Source organism: Brucella sp. NBRC 14130 (genome assembly GCF_040371715.1).
Classification (GTDB): Bacteria; Pseudomonadota; Alphaproteobacteria; order Rhizobiales; family Rhizobiaceae; genus Brucella; species Brucella intermedia.
The window spans coordinates 111,402-130,559 of sequence record NZ_BAABTE010000006.1 but is presented as its reverse complement, the minus strand read 5'-3'; the positions used below and the strand labels follow the sequence as shown (position 1 = coordinate 130,559).

Below are 19,158 nucleotides of genomic sequence, written 5' to 3'. Positions count from 1 at the left end.
GTTCAAATTCATGGCCTATGATACGATCATCGTTGAGACGCGCGGCAGCGTGGGCCTCATTCGTCTCAATCGTCCGCAGGCGCTCAATGCGCTGAACCGCAAGGTGCTTGAGGAATTGACGGAAGCTCTCGGCGCTTTCGATGCGGACGGCAAGATCGGCGCAATCGTCCTCACCGGCTCCGAAAAGGCTTTTGCCGCAGGTGCCGACATCAAGGAAATGCAGCCTATCGATTTCGTGGACGCCTATCTTCAGGACATGTTCGCCGACTGGCAGAAGGTGGACCGTGTCCGCAAGCCGATCATCGCGGCGGTTTCGGGCTATGCGCTCGGTGGCGGCTGTGAACTTGCCATGATGTGCGATTTCATCATTGCCGGCAGCAACGCCAAGTTTGGCCAGCCCGAAATCACCCTCGGCGTCATGCCCGGCATGGGCGGCTCGCAGCGTCTCACCCGCTATGTGGGCAAGTCCAAGGCAATGGATATGTGCCTGACCGGACGCATGATGGATGCGGCGGAAGCCGAACGCAGCGGCCTGGTCTCGCGGGTGGTCGCGCCGGAAGAACTTCTGGAAGAGGCTTTGAAGGCTGCCGAACGCATTGCATCCTTCTCGCGTCCCTCCGTGCTGATGGTCAAGGAAGCGGTCAACCGCACCTATGAAATGACGCTGAGCGAAGGGCTTCGTTTCGAGCGTCGCCAGTTCCACTCCCTGTTTGCGACGGAAGACCAGAAGGAGGGCATGGCGGCCTTCATCGACAAGCGCACGCCATCGTTCAAGAATCGCTGATTGATCGGTTTGGCGGCCAACAGGCTGCCCCGACAAGGGCGTCGTGGAAGTCTTCCGGCTGCTTCCGCTGAGCTTTTATTGGGCTTTTATTGGGCTTTTGGGCCGGATTTGCGGCTCTGTGATCGACCTTTGGGGCAGAATCCACGTTGACGCCGCCCCAAAGCTGATCTATAAGCCCGCCCACGGATCGGCGGCCCAAAGGATTTTTCTCGGCTGCCCTAGAGGTTTTGTGCCCGGCGGTTTTTGCCCCTGGCTAGCTGACAGAAAAAAGAGAGGCATTTATGGCCAATACTCCTTCGGCCAAGAAGGCAGTGCGCAAGATCGCTGCCCGCACCGAAATCAACAAGTCCCGCCGTTCGCGCGTTCGCACCTTTGTGCGTAAGCTCGAAGACGCTCTCCTGAGCGGCGACAAGCAGGCTGCAGAACTCGCATTCAAGGCTGCTGAGCCTGAGCTGATGCGCGCAGCTTCCAAGGGCGTGATGCACAAGAATACCGCTTCGCGTAAGGTCTCGCGCCTTGCCCATCGCGTTAAGGCTCTCAACGCCTAATATTCATCCATTCTTATGGATCAGTTTCGAAACCCGGCTCATTGTTAGCCGGGTTTTCTTTTTTGAGCGTTTTTTGGACAACCTGCGTTCTTTCTTTCCATCTCCAATTGAAGAGATATTTCAATGACTAGCTGGAATTTTTGAGAGGGGCGTCAATCCTGTGAGTGTTGATTTGATTAGTATTTTCAAATGGTTGCAGATTCTTATCCACTGTTATCCACAGGCGGGTTTAGGGACTCGGAAGTGGGTTTGAGTCAAGAATTTTTTTTAAATTTATTTTTCGGACGGAACATATCAGGACCACCTAAAAATTGTCCTATGAAAACGCATTGAATCCAAAGGTGTTATTTCGCTGGCATCCGATTCCCCCCTGTTGTGGGGAGGCCCTGCAAGAGCTTTCAGTAAAAAAATGTGGTTTTCTGAGGCTTGCCCTTTGCTGCGAGGCTTCGCTAAAGTCAGGACATAAGAGGGGTGGGCCATCGGCCCGGAGTTAGCATCAAATAACGAGTTTGTCGGCGTGGGTGTCACAGCCCGCGGGTGTTATATTCTGGTCGTAAGGTCCTGATCCTCATGGTTGATTGCTTACCATTCATTAACCGGAATGCCGTTTTAGGCATGTCCCCGACAATTGAATGGTTGTGGCGGATTTCTTTCCGGGCAATCAGCCTCCGATAAAAGTGTTGTGAGTCGTAAAAAGGTCGCCGGGAAGGAGTATCCGGGTGTTGGTCCTGATGGGACCGTTTGAGTTTGTGTTTGGCCCAGAGCTTTCGAGCCGGGCTTTGTGAGTGAGTACCTGCTGGCCAGACGGATGATAATCCGCGGCGCGGACAGGAAAAAATGACAAGCGCCAGAAAACGGCGCGTACGAATGTGAAGGCAGGCGAGACGATGGCAATGATGACCGGCAAATCGACGGCAACGATGGGTGATGATGCACATGCGAACCGTATCCACGGATCTTCTGCTACCGGAAATGACAAGAGCCTGGTCGAGTTGAGCGGCAACGCTGGTGATGAGGTTTTCGAGCGCCTTACGGCAAAGCTGAAAGCCCGCGTCGGCACCGAGATTTATTCCAGCTGGTTCGGTCGTCTGAAGCTCGACGACATCTCCAAGAGCATTGTCCGCCTGTCGGTTCCGACGGCCTTCCTGCGCTCTTGGATCAACAATCACTATTCCGAACTGCTGACCGAGCTGTGGCAGGAAGAAAACCCGCAGATTCTGAAGGTTGAAGTCGTGGTACGTGGCGTAAGCCGCGTGGTGCGCAGCGCCGCTCCGGTCGAAGCCTGCGAAGCTTCCGAGAACAAGCCGGTCGTCGCCCCGCGCGAAAAGATGGTGTTCCCGCTCGGCCAGTCCTTTGGCGGCCAGCCGGTGGGCGACAAGCGCGGTTCCGCCGTCGTCGCAGAATCGGCGGCGGCTTCGGGTGCCGTGCTCGGCTCGCCGCTCGATCCCCGCTATACGTTCGACAGCTTCGTCGATGGCGCATCGAATCGCGTCGCGCTCGCCGCTGCCCGCACCATTGCGGAAGCCGGTTCCAGCGCCGTTCGCTTCAATCCGCTTTTCATCCATGCTTCCGTCGGTCTCGGCAAGACTCACCTTCTGCAGGCGATCGCCGCCGCGGCGCTCCAGCGCCAGGAAAAGGCCCGCGTCGTCTATCTGACGGCAGAATATTTCATGTGGCGCTTCGCCACCGCCATCCGCGACAACAATGCGCTGTCCTTCAAGGAACAGCTTCGCGATATCGACCTTCTCGTGATCGACGACATGCAGTTCCTGCAGGGCAAGTCGATCCAGCACGAGTTCTGCCATCTCCTGAACACGTTGCTCGACAGCGCAAAGCAGGTCGTTGTCGCCGCCGACCGTGCGCCTTCCGAACTGGAATCGCTTGATGTGCGTGTCCGTTCGCGTCTTCAGGGCGGCGTTGCGCTTGAAGTGGCCGCGCCCGACTATGAAATGCGCGTCGAAATGCTGCGCCGCCGACTGGCCGCAGCGCAGGCGGAAGATCCGAGCCTCACGATTGGCGAAGAGATTCTCTCCCATGTGGCCCGCACCGTCACCGGATCGGGCCGTGAACTGGAAGGCGCTTTCAACCAGCTTCTGTTCCGCCAGTCCTTCGAGCCGAACATCTCCATCGACCGCGTCGATGAACTGCTCGGTCACCTGACCCGCGTCGGCGAACCGAAGCGTATCCGCATCGAGGAAATCCAGCGCATCGTCGCGCGGCATTACAATGTCTCGAAGCAGGACCTGCTGTCGAACCGCCGCACGCGCACCATCGTCAAGCCGCGTCAGGTGGCAATGTATCTTGCCAAGATGATGACGCCGCGTTCCCTGCCGGAAATCGGTCGCCGCTTCGGCGGTCGCGATCACACCACGGTCCTGCACGCCGTGCGCAAGATCGAGGATCTGGTCGGCGCCGATACCAAGCTCGCCCAGGAACTGGAGCTTCTCAAGCGCCTTATCAACGATCAGGCAGCCTGACGGGCTCAGCATCGGCTCTAGTATGTATCCCGGCATCGACCCGAAAATCGGAATCGATTTTCGGAAAGGTCGATGCGGCGATCCGACCTTCCCCGCTATCAATGGCGGTTATCAACAAAAAGCCCGGGCCCTGTCGCTTTCCGACACGGCGCGGGCTTGCTTTTCTCCTTAAAAATCTGCCACTTTAACGGACCTTCTGGCGCCCCGGGGCGCCTTATCGACAGGGGCCGCCTGCCTGCCCGTCAGATGCAGTTGCCCTGTCCCAGCGAGCGAGTGCGTTTGAACATGCGTGTTACCCTAGAGCGATCGAACCTTCTCAAATCTCTCAATCACGTCCACCGCGTCGTGGAACGCCGCAACACGATACCGATTCTGTCGAACGTGCTTTTGCAGGCTGAGGGCGCAAGCCTCGCGCTCAAGGCGACCGATCTTGATCTTGAGGTCAATGAAGCGACGGCCGCCATGGTGGAGCAGGCTGGCGCCACGACGGTTCCGGCGCATCTCCTCTACGATATCGTCCGCAAGTTGCCCGATGGCGCCGAAGTCATGCTCTCGACCAACCCGGATGGCGGTTCCATGTCGGTCATATCCGGCAAGTCGTCCTTCCGTCTGCAGTGCCTGCCGCAGTCCGATTTCCCGGAACTGACCGCTGGCGCCTTCACCCACTCCTTCCTGATCGAGGCGCAGGCGCTGAAACGCCTCATCGACCGCACGCAGTTTGCGATTTCGACGGAAGAAACCCGCTATTACCTCAACGGCATTTTCTTCCACGCCATCGAAAGCGATGGCGCGCTGAAGCTCCGTGCTGTCGCGACCGACGGCCACCGGCTGGCGCGCGCCGAGCTGGAAGCGCCGTCCGGCACCGAAGGCATGCCCGGCATCATCATTCCGCGCAAGACGGTCGCCGAACTGCAGAAGCTGGTCGACGTGCCGGAAGTGGTCGTTACGGTTGAACTGTCGGACGCCAAGATCCGCTTCACGGTCGGCTCGGTGGTGCTCACCTCGAAACTGATCGACGGCACCTTCCCGGATTACCAGCGCGTGATTCCGTCCGGCAACGACAAGAAGCTCACCATTGGCCGCCAGGAATTCGCGGCCTCCGTCGACCGCGTCTCGACCATTTCCAGCGAACGTGGCCGCGCGGTGAAGCTCTCCATCGCCGATGGTCAGTTGACACTCACCGTCAACAATCCCGATTCCGGCAGCGCAACCGACGAGCTTGCTGCCGATTACGATGCCGATCCGCTCGATATCGGTTTCAACTCGAAATACCTGCTCGATATCACCAGCCAGCTTTCGGGTTCCGATGCGGTCTTCATGCTGGCCGATGCCGGTTCACCGACACTGGTGCGCGATACGGGCGATGAAGATGTGCTGTACGTTCTCATGCCTATGCGTGTTTAAAGAACAGAAAAGTGAATAGGCCCGAGCCTGATCAAAGCCGCCCGGATCGCGTTTCGATCCGGCGGCTTAAGCTTGTCAATTTCCGCAACTATGCGGAATTGTCGTTGCCGCTTGGCCCCGGCCACGTGGTGCTGACCGGCGAAAACGGCTCCGGCAAGACCAATCTGATCGAAGCGGTTTCCTTTCTGTCACCGGGGCGCGGCCTGCGCCGCGCTGCTTATGACGATGTCGCACGCACCAGTTCGCTCGATGGCTTTGCCATCCATGCCGCGCTTGATTGCATGATCTATGGCGAGGCCGAGATCGGCACCGGCACCGCTGGCGGCGGCGAGGGTGGCCGCAAGGTCCGCATCAACGGTATTGCCGCTTCCGGCGACGATCTGCTCGATTATGCGCGCATTCTCTGGGTGGTGCCGTCGATGGATGGGCTGTTCACCGGAGGCGCTTCCGACCGGCGGCGTTTTCTGGACCGCATGGTGCTCGCCATCGATACCGCGCACGGCAAGCGCGTGCTCGATTATGAACGGGCAATGCGCAGCCGCAACCGGTTGCTGAGCGACGGCAACGGTGACGACCAATGGCTGGATGCGATAGAAAGCCAGATGGCTGAACTTGGCACGGCCATCGCAGCCGCCCGTGCCGAAGCCATGCGCCTGATCGCGGCGATGATCGAGCGGCTGCCAGCCGAAGGACCGTTTCCCAAGGCTGACTGCTTTCTGGAAGGAACGCTTGAGCAGAGAATCAGTGTCGAGGCGGCGCTTGATCTTGAAGAGGATTTCCGACGCACCCTGCGCGATGGCCGCGCACGCGACCGGGCGGCAGGCCGCACGCTGGAAGGTCCGCATCGCACCGATCTGATCGTCCAGCATCGCCCCAAGGCGATGCCTGCCGCACTTTGTTCCACCGGTGAGCAGAAAGCCCTGCTGATCGGTCTGGTGCTTGCTCATGCGCGGCTGACGGCGGAGCTTTCCGGCATGGCCCCCATACTCCTGCTCGATGAAATCGCCGCGCATCTCGATACGGGACGCCGCGCCGCACTCTTCGGCATCCTTAATGAGCTTGGCGGGCAAGCCTTCATGACCGGCACGGATCGGGCGCTTTTTGAGGCGCTTGAAGGGGAAGCGCAATTTTTCAATGTGGCGGCTGGCACGCTTACCCCGCTCTGAGGCAAAATATCCGCTGACAGCGGGTCGGCAGAGGCATATGTTTGCCGACCATGAACGCACCATCGAAGCCCTTTTCATCCGAAGAACTCGAACGCTACGCGCGCCATATCGTGCTGCCGGAAATCGGCGGGCCGGGCCAGCAGAAGCTGAAGGCCGCCCGCATATTGATCGTCGGCGCAGGCGGTCTTGGCGCGCCTGTGCTGCAATATCTGGCAGCGGCGGGTGTCGGCACGCTCGGCATCATCGACGATGACACGGTTTCGCTGTCCAACCTGCAGCGGCAGGTCATCCACGATACGCAAAGCGTCGGCCAGCCGAAGGTGGAAAGCGCGCTCGCCACCATTGCCCGCATCAACCCGCATGTGAGGGTAGAAGGGCATCAGCTCCGCCTCGATGCGGACAATGCCGAAGCCCTGATCGGCAATTACGATATTGTGGTGGATGGTTCGGACAATTTCACCACGCGTTATATTCTGGCCGATGCCGCTGCCAAAGTCGGTCGCCCGCTGGTGACCGGCGCCATGGGCCGTTTCGACGGCACGGTCACGGTGCTGATGCCATACGCAAACAGCCCCGATGGCATGCCCAACCCGTCCTATCGTGATCTTTTCCCGGAAGCGCCGCCGCCCGGAACGGTGCCGACCTGTGCCGAAGCCGGAGTGCTGGGCGTCCTGCCGGGTGTGATCGGCAGCCTGCAGGCAATGGAAGTCATCAAGCTCATCACGGGCATCGGCGAGCCGCTGGTCGGTCGGCTGCTGCTCTATAATGCGCTGAATGTCCGCTTCGAAACCATCCGCTACAAGGCGCGCAAACCGAAATGACGGCTCTGCGTGTCGAAGTTATTGGCGGGAATTTCGGGCAGTGGGAAGAATTGCTTGGCATAATCCGCGACAGCTTCGCCTATATGGACGGCGTGATCGATCCGGCCTCATCAGCAGGTTTGCTGACGGCAGAAAATTTGCGGCAGAAGGCCGAGGAAGAAACCGGCTTTGCAGCCTTCCTTGATGGCAGACTTGTCGGCTGTGTCTTCATACGGGAAAAGGCCGAGGGCTTTTATCTCGGCAAGCTTGCCGTCGCATCCGCTTTTGAGGGAAGAGGCATTGGGCGATTGCTGATGCAAAAGGCGGCAGATGTTGCGGTTGCAAAAGGCAAGCCCTCGATTGAGTTGCAGGTGCGTATCGAGCTTGCGCGCAATCGGGCGGTGTTTGAGAAGCTCGGATATCGCAAGATCGCGGAAACCGCGCATCCGGGCTATAGCCGCCCCACATCCATAACCATGCGCAAGGAGATCACGTGTGGCACTGACATTAACCGATGAAGAGCGGTCGATAGCCGCAGGCGATCAGGGGGAAGGCGCTGCGATGGCGATGCGCATCGTGGCCGAAACTGCGCGGCTGATGGGTGCGCCGCGTCTTATCCCTGTCGCATCAGCGCATATCGACGGTGCGCTCTATCACGGCGATAGCGGAACGCTTTTTGCAGAGAAGCTTGTAGAGGGCGGCGCGAAGGTCAGGGTGCGCGCCACACTCAATGTCGGTTCCATCGATCTGACCGGCTGTTCGCATAATCTTTTGCCAGCTCACGAGGCGGATATGGCCAGGCGCATGATGCGCGCCTACATCAAGCTCGGCTGCGAGCCGACATGGACCTGCGCGCCTTATCAGGCAGGCCACAGGCCAGCACAGGGAACCGATGTCGCATGGGGCGAATCCAATGCGGTCGTGTTCTGCAATTCGGTTCTGGGCGCGCGCACCAATCGCTATGGCGATTTTCTGGATATCGCCTGCGCCATTGCAGGACGCGCCCCCGATTATGGTCTTCATCGCACCGAAAACCGCCGCGCTACGGTGGTGATCGATATTTCGGCGCTCGATCCTGCCTTCCTGTTTTCGGAGGTGGCCTGGCCGATTCTCGGCAATCTGTTCGGTCGCAGCGTGGGAACGAATATCGGTGTCGTCGCGGGCAGTCCCGTCCACCCCGATGAAGATGATCTCAAGGCTTTTGGTGCGGCCTCGGCATCGGTGGGCGCGGTCGGATTGTTCCATATTGCGGGCGTGACGCCGGAAGCCCCCGACCTTGAAACGGCCTTGCAGCATCAGGAACCGGAGGGCGTCATCCGCGTCACGCGAGACATGGTCGAGGCGACGCGCAAGCGGCTTTCGACTGTCGAGCGCGTGGATCATATCGATGCGGTCGCCATTGGCAGTCCGCATCTTTCGATAACGGAATTCGACCGTCTGGAGCGCGCCATAGCGCAACGCAAGCTCGCTGTCCCGCTCTATGCCTGTACGGGCCGCCATGCGCTGGCCGAGCTGGAGAAGGATGGGCGCAGGCAGGCGCTGGAAAGGGCAGGCGTCGTCATCGTCGCCGATACTTGCGTCGTCGTCACACCTATTTTGCCAGCTAAGGATGACGCCATCCTGATGACCAATTCCGGCAAGTTCGCCCATTATGCCCCCGGCAATACCGGCTATGGCGTGCTTTACGGTTCGCTGGAGGAATGCGTGGAAAGCGCTGTCGCTGGCAGGCCGGTTTTCGGGAGACAGGCAGCATGAGTATTGGGAAAACTTCTATACTCGTTACTGGCAAGGCCGCTGATGCCGAGGCGCTGGTTCTCTCCGCGCCGATCAGCTTCTGGGGCGGCGTCGATCCGAAAAGCGGGCGGATTGCCGATGTGCGCCATCCGGAACATGGGCAAAGCATCGCCGGGCGCGTGCTGTGCCTCCCGGGAACCATCGGTTCGTCGTCAGCCGCTGCCGTTCTGCTGGAACTGGTCCATAGCGGCCACGCGCCCGCAGCCATTGTCCTGCACGAGCCTGATGCAATCCTGCTGCTTGGCCTCATCGTTGCCCGTGAAATGGGCCATGACGTGCCCGTCGCCGTTGAACTCGATCGCGAGGCGCAAAAGCAACTCGCCGGCCATCGGGTGACGGTCGGCGAGGACGGAACGATTGGGATTACTGCTTAACTAGATAGGGCTTATGCGTCTTTTTTCGCCGTGACCCTGAGCCTGTCGAAGGGCTGACGGCAGGCGTTGTGCGTTTTCCCTCAGCCCTTCGAGACGCCTCCTTCGACAGGCTCACGAGGCTCCTCAGGATGAGGGAAAAGAGACTACAAAGGCGGCTCTAGAGCATTTCCAGCAAAAGTGTGAAACGTTTACGCGGGGAAATCAGTTCACTGGACTGATTTCCTATCCCGTTTCGATGCGTTGGATAATGCGATAAGACAAATAGTTAGAGCGGTTCCGGCGATTCTGTCAGAACAGGAACCGCTCTAATATTGCGTGTTGCGGTCCACGACGTGCTCCAGCGTCCCGTCGCGCTCGAAGGCTTCGATCTGCCGGATGATCTGCGGCACAAGGGCGGTGGCGGATGAGCTTGCCGCCGCATGCGGGGTGATCGTCACGCGCGGATGGTCCCAGAGCGGGCTGCTGGCCGGCAACGGTTCCTGCGTGAACACGTCGAGGGAAGCTGCCGAAAGAAGTCCGCGATCAAGTGCTGCCAGAATATCCGCCTCGTTCTGCAATCCGCCGCGTCCGGCATTGATCAGCACCGGAGCGCCGAGCGGCCCGTCGCTCTTCAGTTGCGCGAACATCGACATGGAGAGGATGCCCTTCGTGTCGGGCGTCAGCGGCAGCAGGCAGACGAAGATGTCGGCCGTCTTGAGGAATTTCGCAAAGCCGTCCTTGCCATGATAGGTCTGAACGCCGTCGATTTCCTGCGGACGGCGGCTCCAGCCGGTGACATTGAAGCCAAGGGTTTTGAGCTTTTCAGCCGCATCGCGGCCTAGCACGCCAAGGCCCATGATTCCGACCGTCACCTCATGCGCGGCTGGCTGGCGGCGATCTTCGTGCCAGACATGATTCTGCTGCTGCTTGCGATAGCGTTGTCCGAGACGATGATGATCCAGCACCTGCCAGACGACATATTCCGTCATGCGCATGGTGAGATCGTCGGAGATGATGCGCACCAGCGGCACATCGGGAATCCGGTCATCGCGGAAGACATGATCGACGCCTGCACCCAGCGAGAAGATGACCTTCAGATTGGGCAGGTTGGCAAGCGAGCCGGGCTTCTGCTTCCACACGAGCGCATATTTGATGGAGGGATCGTTTTCCGCACGATCCGTCACCACCGGACGGTCCGGCGCGTGATCGCGAAACGTCTTCAGCCAGATTTCCGGGTCCCAGTCTGTGATCGCCAGAAGGATATTGCCTTTGGTATCGGTCATTGCCTCACTCCCCCTTCGGTCGCCTCCATATGGAAAGCTGCTGCCATCAGTGTCTTGGTGTACTCGGTCTGCGGATTGGCAAACACATCTTTCGCCGCGCCATATTCCACCGCCTTGCCATTGCGCATCACCAGCACGTCATTTGCCAGCGCCCGCACCACTTTCAGGTCGTGGCTTATGAAAAGATAGGCGAGATCATGTTTCTTCTGCAATGCGCGCAGCAGATCAACCACCTGCGCCTGCACACTCATATCGAGCGCCGAGGTCGGTTCGTCCAGCATGACGAATTTCGGGTTCAGCACCATGGCGCGTGCAATGGCGATGCGCTGGCGCTGTCCGCCGGAAAATTCGTGCGGGTAGCGGAAGCGTGTTTCCGGGTCGAGGTTCACCTCGTTAAGCGCGGCAACCACGCGCGCATCGCGGTCGTCCGCTGAAAGCTTCGGCTCGTGCACCAGAAGCCCTTCGGCGATGATGTCGGCGATGGTCATGCGCGGAGACAGCGACCCGAACGGGTCCTGAAACACGATCTGCATTTCGCGGCGCAGCGGGCGCATGTCCTTGAAGCTGAACTTCGCGATGTCGCGCCCGTCGAAATTGATCTCGCCCCTGGATGAGATCATGCGCGAAAGCGCGAGGCCAAGCGTCGTCTTGCCGGAACCCGATTCGCCAACGACGCCGAGCGTCTGGCCGGCGCGCAGGTTCACGTCGATGCCGTCCACCGCTTTCACATGGTCGACGGTCTTGCGCAAAAACCCCTTCTTGATCGGGAACCAGACGCGAATATCCTTGCCTTCCATCACCGTTCTGGCAGCAGGATCGGCGGCGGGCGGTTCGCCCTTCGGTTCTGCGGCCAGCAGGTGCCTGGTGTAAGGATGCTGCGGGTTCTCGAAAATATCCCGGGTCGGCCCGGTCTCGACGATCTTGCCTTTGCTCATCACGCAGACCCTGTCGGCGATCTTGCGAACGATGCCGAGATCGTGGGTGATGAAGAGCATCGACATGCCCTGTGCGGCTTTCAGTTCGGCAAGCAGCTTCAATATCTGCGCCTGCACGGTAACATCGAGCGCGGTGGTGGGCTCGTCGGCGATCAGCAGCTTCGGCTTGTTGGCAAGCGCCATTGCGATCATGACGCGCTGGCGCTGCCCGCCGGAAAGCTGGTGCGGGAAAGCGGACAGACGCTTCTCCGGTTCGCGAATGCCGACTTCGTGCAGAAGTTCCAGCGTTCGCGCCCGCGCTGCCTCGACACCCATGCCCTGATGCATTTTCAGGATTTCGCCGATCTGACGCTCCACGCTGTGCAGCGGATTGAGCGAGGTCATAGGCTCCTGAAAGATCATCGTGATGTCGTTGCCGCGCACACGGCGCAGTTCCGGCTCCGAGGCCTTCATCAGGTCCCGACCGTTGAAGAGAATTTCCCCGGAAGGATGGCTCGCGGACGGATAGGGCAGCAATTTCAGGATCGACAGGGCCGAGACGGACTTGCCCGATCCCGATTCTCCCACCAGCGCTACCGTTTCGCCTTCGGCAATGTCGAAGGATACCCGGTCGACAGAAATGCGTTCCTCGCCATTCTGGCGGAATGCGACGGACAGATCGCGGACGGACAGCAGCGTTTTATTTCCAGAATCGTTCATTGATCCGCTCATCGGCTCGCTCATTGAAATGCCTTTCGCGGATCGAAGGCGTCGCGTGTTGCTTCACCGATGAAGATCAGGAGCGACAGCATCAGCGAGATGACCACGAAGCCGGTAATGCCGAGCCAGGGGGCCTGGAGATTGTTCTTGCCCTGAGCGAGGAGCTCGCCGAGCGAAGCCGAGCCGGGCGGAAGGCCGAAGCCGAGGAAGTCGAGCGAGGTGAGCGTGGTGATCGAGCCGTTCAGGATGAAGGGCAGGAAGGTCAGTGTCGCCACCATGGCGTTGGGTAGGAGATGCCGCCACATGATCGTGCCGTTCTTCACGCCGAGCGCGCGCGCCGCATTCACATATTCAAAATTTCGCGCCCGCAGGAATTCCGCGCGCACCACGCCGACGAAGGCGACCCATGAGAACAGGAGCATGATGCCGAGCAGCACCCAGAAGCCGGGCGGCAATATCGCCGCGATGATCAGCAACAGGTAGAGAACCGGGATCGAGGACCAGATTTCAATGAAGCGCTGGAACAGAAGATCGACCCAGCCGCCGAAATAGCCCTGAACCGCACCTGCCGTCACGCCGATAATGGCGGAGAAGAAGGTGAGGATCAGGCCGAAAAGCACGGAAATGCGGAAGCCGTAGAGCGCGCGCGCAAAGACGTCACGCGCCTGATCGTCGGTGCCGAGCAGGTTGAAATTGCCGAAGCGGCAATTCGGGTCTTCCACGCCCTGCGGGTAACGCTGGCAGCGCTCTTCCGCCGAATAGAGCCAGAACGGCCTTGACGGAGCCGCTTCCGGTATTTCGTTGTTCACTGTGTTGTAGGAGTAGCGGATTGGTGGCCAGATGGCCCAGCCATGGGCGTTGATCTCGTCCTGTATCACCGGGTCTCGATAATCGGTGACGGCGTAAAAGCCGCCGAATCTTTCTTCCGGATAATCGACGAAAACCGGCATCAGCAGCTCGCCCTTGTAGGAAACGAGGATGGGCCGGTCATTGGCGATGAACTCGGAACAAAGCGCTGCGATGAGCAGGAACAGGAATATCCAAAGTGACCAGTAACCGCGCTTGTTCGCCTTGAAATTTTGCCAGCGGCGCTTGTTGAGCGGCGACAGAAACGGGCGTTTCACGGGAACGGCGGGCGACAAGGGGGTGTCGGTCATCAGACGTCCCTCCGGTCAAAGTCGATGCGCGGATCGATCCACGTATAGGTGAGGTCGGACAGGAGGCCGACCAGAAGGCCGATCAGCGAGAAGATGAAGAGATTGGCGAACACCACCGGATAATCGCGGTTGATGACCGACTGGTAGCCAAGCAGACCAAGGCCGTCGAGCGAGAAGATCGTTTCGATCAGAAGCGAGCCGGTAAAGAAGGCCGATATGAATGCGCCCGGAAAACCGGCAATCACGATCAGCATCGCATTGCGGAAGACGTGACGATAGAGAACCTGATTCTCGGTCAGCCCCTTGGCGCGTGCCGTGGTCACGTATTGCTTGCGGATTTCTTCCAGAAACGAGTTCTTGGTCAAAAGCGTGGTGGTGGCGAAGGCGGAAAGCACGAGTGCGGTCACCGGCAGCACCATGTGCCACAGATAGTCGCCGATCTTGCCCCAGAACGACATCTGCGCGAAATCCGGTGAGGTAAGGCCGCGCAGCGGGAACCAGTCGAAGAAAGAGCCGCCCGCAAAAAGCACGATCAGCAGGATGGCGAAAAGGAAGCTCGGGATTGCATAACCGACGATGATGGCGGCGCTTGTCCAGGTGTCGAAGCGCGATCCGTCCTTGATCGCCTTGCGGATGCCAAGCGGAATCGAAATCATGTAGGACAGAAAGGTCAGCCACAGGCCGAGCGAGATCGAAACCGGCATCTTCTCCTTGATGAGGTCGATCACGCTGATATCGCGGAAATAGCTGCGACCGAAATCGAATCGCAGATAGTTCCACAGCATCTGGCCGAAACGTTCCAGCGGCGGCTTGTCGAAACCGAACTGCTTTTCCAGATCGGCGATGAATTGCGGGTCCAGCCCCTGCGCGCCGCGATATTTGGAATTGACCGAGCCGCTGTCGACAGCGCTTTGCCCGAAATCGCCGCCACCGCCCGAAAGGCGGTCGAGAGCGTCGCCGCCCTGTCCGGAAAGCTGCGCGATCACCCGCTCGACAGGACCGCCGGGGGCGAACTGAACGACGGCGAAGGAAATGGCCATGATGCCGAAAATCGTCGGGATCATCAGAAGCAGACGGCGGAGAATGTAAGCGCCCATCAGCCCGTTTTTCTCCGCAGGTTCGATTCAGTCTTGTGGCTTGCCAACAGCTTCTGCCTTTTCGTCATTCACAATCATTGCTTTATCCACCACAGCGTCTCGACGGGAAAGCCGTAATCGGGCTTCGGCTCCTTGAAACCGAACCGGTCCCAATAGGCCACGAGATGATTCGCTGTCGTCCAATTTGGAATCCAGTCGCGCCGGATACGCAAGTACCGATCGAGCACCCGTATCGTCGCGACGAGTTCTTCACGCGTCGAAACCTTGCCGATATCCGCAATCAGCGCATCGATCAACGGATCTTCCGTGCCGGGAAGATTATAGCTGCCCGGCACCTTGGCCGATTCGGAGCCGAATATGCCGGCAAGCGATTCCTGTGTCGGCGTGGGGCTGAACTGCAACGCCATGCCCACCATGTCGAACTGGAAGTTCTGCATCCGCGCTTGATACTGGCTTGCATCGACAAGCCGGTTGCTTGCATCGATGCCGATGGCGCGCAATTTCTGCACATAGGGATTGTATACGCGAGAAAACCCCTCCGAATTACTCAGGATTTCCAGCGCGAACTTCGATCCGTCCTTGTCATGGAACTGGCCGTTCCTGCGCTCGAAACCGGCTTCCTCCAGCAACTTGATGGCCTGCGCGAACTGTTTCCGGTCCCGTCCTGTTCCGTCGGAAACCGGCATCAGCACGGCCTCCCCGAAAACCGCGTCCGGCAGTTTGCCGCGATAGCGTTCAAGCACCTTCACCTCATCGGGCGTCGGCAGGCCGCTTGCCTGAAAATCCGATCCGTTGAAGCAGGATTGCGAGCGGGCATAGACATTGTAGAAAAGATGCTCGTTGGTCCATTCGAAGTCGAAGCAGAGCGCGATTGCTTCACGCACGCGCGGATCGCGGAAGCGTTCGCGGCGCTGGTTCAGCGCCCAGGCCTGCATAAGCGGGCGCTTTTCCGGCGGAAAGGTGCGCTTGACGACCTTTCCCTGCTGGATGGCCGGGAAATCATAGGCCGTCGCCCAGTTCTTGGAGACGGTTTCCTCGCGATACTCGATGCTGCCTTTCTTGAAGGCTTCGAATTGCGGCTGGCGGTCGCGGAAAAACTCGATGCGAATACGGTCGAAATGGTTGAAGCCCTTCTGCACCGGCAGGTCCTTCGCCCAGTAATCCTCGACGCGCTCATATTCGATGAACTGGCCGGCGGCGAAATTCCCGACCTTGTATGCACCGGAACCCAGCACCGGCTCCATGGTCGTGGCTTCAAAGTCGCGATCCTTGAACCAGCTTTCCGACAGGATCGGCACGGTCACGGCGTCGAGGATGGCATTCGGTCCGCGCCCTTCGACGAAGCGCATGCGCACTTCCCGATTGCCGGTTGCCTCCACCTTTTCCACGCCGGCCAGAGACTGGCGCACCGTCGGATGGCCTTTCTGCTTGATAGTCTTATAGGTGAACAGCACGTCCTTCGCCGTGATCGGCGAGCCATCGTGAAAGCGCGCTTCCTTGCGAAGCTTGAAAGTGCAACTGCGGCGGTCTTTCGAAAGCGTCGCACTTTCCGCGATGAGGCCATAGACAGAATCCGGCTCATCCAGCGCCGAAGCCATCAGCGTATCGAAGGTCAGTTCCATGCGCGGCGGCGCATCGCCCTTGAACGTGAAGGTGTTGAGCGTGTTGAACGTGTCGGTGTTCTGGTTCCAGACCCAGTATGACGGCGCGAAATTGAAGGTGCCGCCCTTCGGCGCTTCGGGGCTGGCATAGTCGAAATGGGTGAAATCAGGACCGTATTTCAGGTCGCCGAAAGCCGAAAGTCCGTGCAGGGCCTTTCCCGTCGGTATGTCGGCAAAGGCCCTTGGTGGCAGGAACGCCGCAAAAGCGGCACTTCCCGAAAGCCCCAGAAAATGGCGGCGATTCATGCGAAGGATTGTCATTCTCGTCGGCCCTCATTCACTGCCGGTCTTGAGCTTGGCTTCCTTCGCAGGGTCAATCCACCAGGAGAACGGGTCAATCCCCATATAATCGGGCTGCTTTTCAGGCATTCCGAACTTGTTCCAATAGGCCACTTTGATCTTGTCGGAATACCATTGCGGAATGACGTAATAGTTCCACAGCAAAGCCCGGTCGAGCGCGTGGGTCGAGGCGACGAGTTCGTCACGGTCCTTGGCATAGATGACGCGGTCGATCAGCTTGTCGATCGCCGGATTCTTGATGCCTGCATAATTGCGGCTGCCTTTGAAGTCGGCAGCTTTGGAGCCCCACATGTCGCGCTGTTCATTGCCGGGCGAGGCGGTTTGCGGGATGACGGATGTGATGACATCATAGTCGAAGTCGTTGACGCGGGCCTGAAATTGCGCCGTATCGACGATGCGCACCGTCGCGTTGATGCCGATCTTGCGCAGGCTTGCGGCGAACGGGTTGTAGATGCGCTCGTCGGTCGGGTCCTTGCCGAGAAATTCGATGGTGAACGGATTGCCCTTGGCATCGACGAGCTTGTTGCCCTGCAATGTCCAGCCTGCTTCCGAAAAGAGTTTCAGGGCGGTGCGCAGGTTATCGCGCGTTGCCTGCGGCGTGTCATAGACCGGCAGCTTGAATTCCTTGGTCAGCGCCTCGGCGGGAAGCGAATCCTTCACCGTTTCCAGTATCGCCTGCTCTGCCGGCGTCGGCGGGCCGCTCAGTTCCAGTTCATTGCCCGCGAAATAGCTGTTGATGCGCTGGTACTGGTTGAAGAACAGCAGGCGGTTCATCGATTCGAAATCGAAGGCATAGGTCAGGGCCTGACGCACCTTCGGGTCCTTGAACTTGTCGCGGCGCATATTGAGGAAATAGCCCTGCATGCGCCCGACGGCATGGTAGGGGAAAGAGGCCTTCACGACATCGCCGCGCTGTACTGCCGGGAAATTATACTGCTCGGCCCAGCGCTGGGCGCGATTCTCGTTGCGATAATCGTATTGGCCACCCTTCTTGAAGGCTTCCCAGGTCGCGTCCTCGTTGAAATAATATTCGTAGCGCAGCCGGTCGAAATTGTTGCGCCCGACATTGACGGCCAGATCCTTCCCCCAATAGTCGTCGACGCGCGCCCAGGTGATGGAGCGTCCCGGCGTCATGCTCTCGATCTTGTAGGCGGCGGAGCCGAGCGGGATTTCGAGCGTCGGGCGGGTGATGTCGCGCTGCTTGCCCTGCGCGTCCTTGCCCTCCCACCAGTGCTTGGGCAGAACGGCAAGCTGCCCCATGATCTGCGGCAATTCGCGGTTGCCCTTCTGGCTGAAGGTGAATTTCACCTCATGTTCGCCGGACTTTTCAGCCTTCTCCACGTCGCCATAATATTTGTTGTACATCGGCGACTGCTTCTTCAGCACATCGAACGACCAGATCACGTCATCGACCGTGATCGGCTGGCCGTCATGCCATTTCGCCTTGGGATTGAGCTTGAACTTCACCCATGAAAAGTCGTTGGGATATTGCAGGGCTTCGGCGATCACGGGATATTGGGTCGAGGCCTGATCGGCCGAATCCGTCATCAGCGTATCGTAAAGCATGCCGCCGCCGAAGTCCGACAGGCCCGCGGCAGGAACTCCTTGCACCACGAACGGATTGAGACTGTCGAAGGTGCCGACGGCAACCATGTTGAGCGTGCCGCCCTTCGGCGCATCCGGGTTCACATAGTCGTAATGCTTGAAATTGGCTGGATATTTGGGCTCGCCAAGCAGGCTGGAGGAATAGCGCCATTGGGGTTCCGCGTCATTTGCGTGAACCATAGAAACCGTGCTCGCAAGCATGGCTACCGCGAACGCACCCGCCCAAAAAGCTCTCATCCAGCCTCTCCGTTCCTGTTTCGGATATATTAGGAGAAGTCTTATGGGATTTTGCGGAGGAAGAAAGGCATGCGGGCAAGAAATTTGATGCGGGCAAGAAAAAAGCCCGGCGAGCCGGGCTTTGATCATTTTGTCTCGTTGGCTTAATTCGCCGGTGCCGGTTCCGCAGGCTTCTGTTCGCCGCCTGCCGGTGCGCCAGAAGGTGCGCCAGACGGTGCGCTGCCTTCGGCTGGCTTTTCGCCTTCGGCCGGCTTGGCATCGCCGCCAGCGGCAGGTGCGGCATCGGCGGTCGGCAGCGGGGCAGGGTTGTCGGACAGCGTGCGCAGATAAGCGATCAGGTCGGCGCGTTCATTGTCCTTCTTGTCGCCAGCAAAGCCCATGGCCGTGCCCTTGATGAAGCCCTTCGGCGAGGTCAGGAACTTGTTGAGATGTTCAAAGTCCCACTTGTTGCCCGCAGCGCCGAATTCCTTCATCGCAGCCGAATAGCCGAAACCTTCAACGGAGGCAGCCGGACGGTTCACGACATCCCACAGATGCGGACCCACCTTGTTGGCGCCACCCTTTTCACCGGTATGGCATGCAGCGCAACGCTTGAAGACGGTTTCACCGCGCGCCGGATCGGCAGACTGCAGCAAGGTCGCAATCGAAACTTCTTCCTTGGCCGGTGCAGCTCCCCCTTCGCCGGTCGAGGCTTCCGCCGCTTCGATGGCAAAGCCCGGCTTTTCAGGCGCAGGCGAGTGAAACAGCGAATCGGACAGGATGCCCGTCGTCATGACAACGAAAACCGTTGCCAGAAAAGCCATGATAAACTTGTTAGTCCGGGTTGAATTCATCGCCGGTCAGCGCTCCCTCTACCAA

The 19,158-nt window shown here is 59.2% G+C and carries 16 protein-coding genes; 9 read left to right on the top strand and 7 right to left on the bottom strand.

The window, feature by feature from the left end; translation table 11 throughout:
* Nucleotides 1-10: 10 nt before the first annotated feature.
* The 9 genes from ABWW28_RS14120 to ABWW28_RS14080 all read left to right on the top strand — a co-directional run bounded on the left by ABWW28_RS14120 (nucleotide 11) and on the right by ABWW28_RS14080 (nucleotide 9,347).
* Nucleotides 11-784 carry an enoyl-CoA hydratase gene (locus ABWW28_RS14120; protein WP_112672446.1) on the top strand — a complete coding sequence of 258 codons (774 nt, stop codon included), beginning with the start codon at nucleotides 11-13 and terminating at the stop codon, nucleotides 782-784.
* A gap of 281 nt (nucleotides 785-1,065) precedes the next feature.
* On the top strand, nucleotides 1,066-1,332 hold the full coding sequence (gene rpsT, locus ABWW28_RS14115; protein WP_006465717.1) for a 30S ribosomal protein S20: 267 nt from the start codon (nucleotides 1,066-1,068) through the stop codon (nucleotides 1,330-1,332).
* Between the two features lie 893 nt (nucleotides 1,333-2,225).
* A complete protein-coding gene (gene dnaA, locus ABWW28_RS14110; protein ID WP_025090663.1) occupies nucleotides 2,226-3,809 on the top strand; it encodes a chromosomal replication initiator protein DnaA in 1,584 nt (527 codons plus the stop codon).
* Nucleotides 3,810-4,094: 285 nt separating this feature from the next.
* Nucleotides 4,095-5,213 (top strand): DNA polymerase III subunit beta, encoded by a 1,119-nt coding sequence (gene dnaN, locus ABWW28_RS14105; RefSeq protein WP_112672450.1) that lies wholly within the window; start codon nucleotides 4,095-4,097, stop codon nucleotides 5,211-5,213.
* An 11-nt stretch (nucleotides 5,214-5,224) separates the two neighbouring features.
* Nucleotides 5,225-6,379 carry a DNA replication/repair protein RecF gene (recF, locus tag ABWW28_RS14100; protein WP_006465721.1) on the top strand — a complete coding sequence of 385 codons (1,155 nt, stop codon included), beginning with the start codon at nucleotides 5,225-5,227 and terminating at the stop codon, nucleotides 6,377-6,379.
* A gap of 50 nt (nucleotides 6,380-6,429) precedes the next feature.
* Complete coding sequence (locus ABWW28_RS14095; RefSeq protein ID WP_112672452.1) at nucleotides 6,430-7,200, top strand: molybdopterin-synthase adenylyltransferase MoeB; 771 nt, start codon at nucleotides 6,430-6,432, stop codon at nucleotides 7,198-7,200.
* Nucleotides 7,197-7,697 carry a GNAT family N-acetyltransferase gene (locus ABWW28_RS14090; protein WP_112672454.1) on the top strand — a complete coding sequence of 167 codons (501 nt, stop codon included), beginning with the start codon at nucleotides 7,197-7,199 and terminating at the stop codon, nucleotides 7,695-7,697. The genes ABWW28_RS14095 and ABWW28_RS14090 overlap by 4 nt, the downstream gene beginning before the upstream one ends.
* A complete protein-coding gene (locus tag ABWW28_RS14085; RefSeq protein ID WP_253176155.1) occupies nucleotides 7,675-8,934 on the top strand; it encodes an aconitase X in 1,260 nt (419 codons plus the stop codon). The genes ABWW28_RS14090 and ABWW28_RS14085 overlap by 23 nt, the downstream gene beginning before the upstream one ends.
* The gene (locus tag ABWW28_RS14080; RefSeq protein ID WP_265974941.1) at nucleotides 8,931-9,347 is read left to right on the top strand and encodes an aconitase X swivel domain-containing protein; all 417 of its coding nucleotides are present in this window, start codon (nucleotides 8,931-8,933) and stop codon (nucleotides 9,345-9,347) included. Before ABWW28_RS14085 ends, ABWW28_RS14080 begins: the two co-directional genes overlap by 4 nt.
* Nucleotides 9,348-9,652: 305 nt before the next feature.
* Here ABWW28_RS14080 and ABWW28_RS14075 read toward each other — a convergent pair whose 3' ends face one another.
* The 7 genes from ABWW28_RS14075 to ABWW28_RS14045 form a co-directional block, all read right to left on the bottom strand.
* Complete coding sequence (locus ABWW28_RS14075; protein WP_021587662.1) at nucleotides 9,653-10,609, bottom strand: 2-hydroxyacid dehydrogenase; 957 nt, start codon at nucleotides 10,607-10,609, stop codon at nucleotides 9,653-9,655.
* Nucleotides 10,606-12,255: an ABC transporter ATP-binding protein gene (locus ABWW28_RS14070; protein ID WP_192798276.1), complete on the bottom strand. Its 1,650-nt coding sequence runs from the start codon at nucleotides 12,253-12,255 to the stop codon at nucleotides 10,606-10,608. The genes ABWW28_RS14075 and ABWW28_RS14070 overlap by 4 nt, the downstream gene beginning before the upstream one ends.
* 8 nt (nucleotides 12,256-12,263) lie before the next feature.
* Nucleotides 12,264-13,400, bottom strand: coding sequence for an ABC transporter permease (locus ABWW28_RS14065; protein WP_006465728.1), 1,137 nt, complete (start codon nucleotides 13,398-13,400; stop codon nucleotides 12,264-12,266).
* The gene (locus ABWW28_RS14060) at nucleotides 13,400-14,497 is read right to left on the bottom strand and encodes a microcin C ABC transporter permease YejB (protein WP_353391196.1); all 1,098 of its coding nucleotides are present in this window, start codon (nucleotides 14,495-14,497) and stop codon (nucleotides 13,400-13,402) included. Before ABWW28_RS14060 ends, ABWW28_RS14065 begins: the two co-directional genes overlap by 1 nt.
* Before the next feature lie 74 nt (nucleotides 14,498-14,571).
* Nucleotides 14,572-16,419 carry an extracellular solute-binding protein gene (locus ABWW28_RS14055; protein ID WP_112672458.1) on the bottom strand — a complete coding sequence of 616 codons (1,848 nt, stop codon included), beginning with the start codon at nucleotides 16,417-16,419 and terminating at the stop codon, nucleotides 14,572-14,574.
* Between the two features lie 12 nt (nucleotides 16,420-16,431).
* Nucleotides 16,432-18,300: an extracellular solute-binding protein gene (locus tag ABWW28_RS14050; protein ID WP_112672460.1), complete on the bottom strand. Its 1,869-nt coding sequence runs from the start codon at nucleotides 18,298-18,300 to the stop codon at nucleotides 16,432-16,434.
* 143 nt (nucleotides 18,301-18,443) lie between these two features.
* The gene (locus tag ABWW28_RS14045; protein ID WP_112672462.1) at nucleotides 18,444-19,133 is read right to left on the bottom strand and encodes a c-type cytochrome; all 690 of its coding nucleotides are present in this window, start codon (nucleotides 19,131-19,133) and stop codon (nucleotides 18,444-18,446) included.
* Nucleotides 19,134-19,158 lie beyond the last annotated feature (25 nt).

Bases quoted from the DNA above. Each gene is read 5' to 3' on its own strand.
- ABWW28_RS14120 (WP_112672446.1), top strand. From the start codon at position 11: ATGGCCTATGATACGATCATCGTTGAGACGCGCGGCAGCGTGGGCCTC.
- rpsT (WP_006465717.1), top strand. From the start codon at position 1,066: ATGGCCAATACTCCTTCGGCCAAGAAGGCAGTGCGCAAGATCGCTGCC.
- dnaA (WP_025090663.1), top strand. From the start codon at position 2,226: ATGATGACCGGCAAATCGACGGCAACGATGGGTGATGATGCACATGCG.
- dnaN (WP_112672450.1), top strand. From the start codon at position 4,095: ATGCGTGTTACCCTAGAGCGATCGAACCTTCTCAAATCTCTCAATCAC.
- ABWW28_RS14095 (WP_112672452.1), top strand. From the start codon at position 6,430: ATGAACGCACCATCGAAGCCCTTTTCATCCGAAGAACTCGAACGCTAC.
- ABWW28_RS14090 (WP_112672454.1), top strand. From the start codon at position 7,197: ATGACGGCTCTGCGTGTCGAAGTTATTGGCGGGAATTTCGGGCAGTGG.
- ABWW28_RS14080 (WP_265974941.1), top strand. From the start codon at position 8,931: ATGAGTATTGGGAAAACTTCTATACTCGTTACTGGCAAGGCCGCTGAT.
- ABWW28_RS14075 (WP_021587662.1), bottom strand. From the start codon at position 10,609: ATGACCGATACCAAAGGCAATATCCTTCTGGCGATCACAGACTGGGAC.
- ABWW28_RS14070 (WP_192798276.1), bottom strand. From the start codon at position 12,255: ATGAGCGGATCAATGAACGATTCTGGAAATAAAACGCTGCTGTCCGTC.
- ABWW28_RS14065 (WP_006465728.1), bottom strand. From the start codon at position 13,400: ATGACCGACACCCCCTTGTCGCCCGCCGTTCCCGTGAAACGCCCGTTT.
- ABWW28_RS14060 (WP_353391196.1), bottom strand. From the start codon at position 14,497: ATGGGCGCTTACATTCTCCGCCGTCTGCTTCTGATGATCCCGACGATT.
- ABWW28_RS14055 (WP_112672458.1), bottom strand. From the start codon at position 16,419: ATGACAATCCTTCGCATGAATCGCCGCCATTTTCTGGGGCTTTCGGGA.
- ABWW28_RS14050 (WP_112672460.1), bottom strand. From the start codon at position 18,300: ATGAGAGCTTTTTGGGCGGGTGCGTTCGCGGTAGCCATGCTTGCGAGC.
- ABWW28_RS14045 (WP_112672462.1), bottom strand. From the start codon at position 19,133: ATGAATTCAACCCGGACTAACAAGTTTATCATGGCTTTTCTGGCAACG.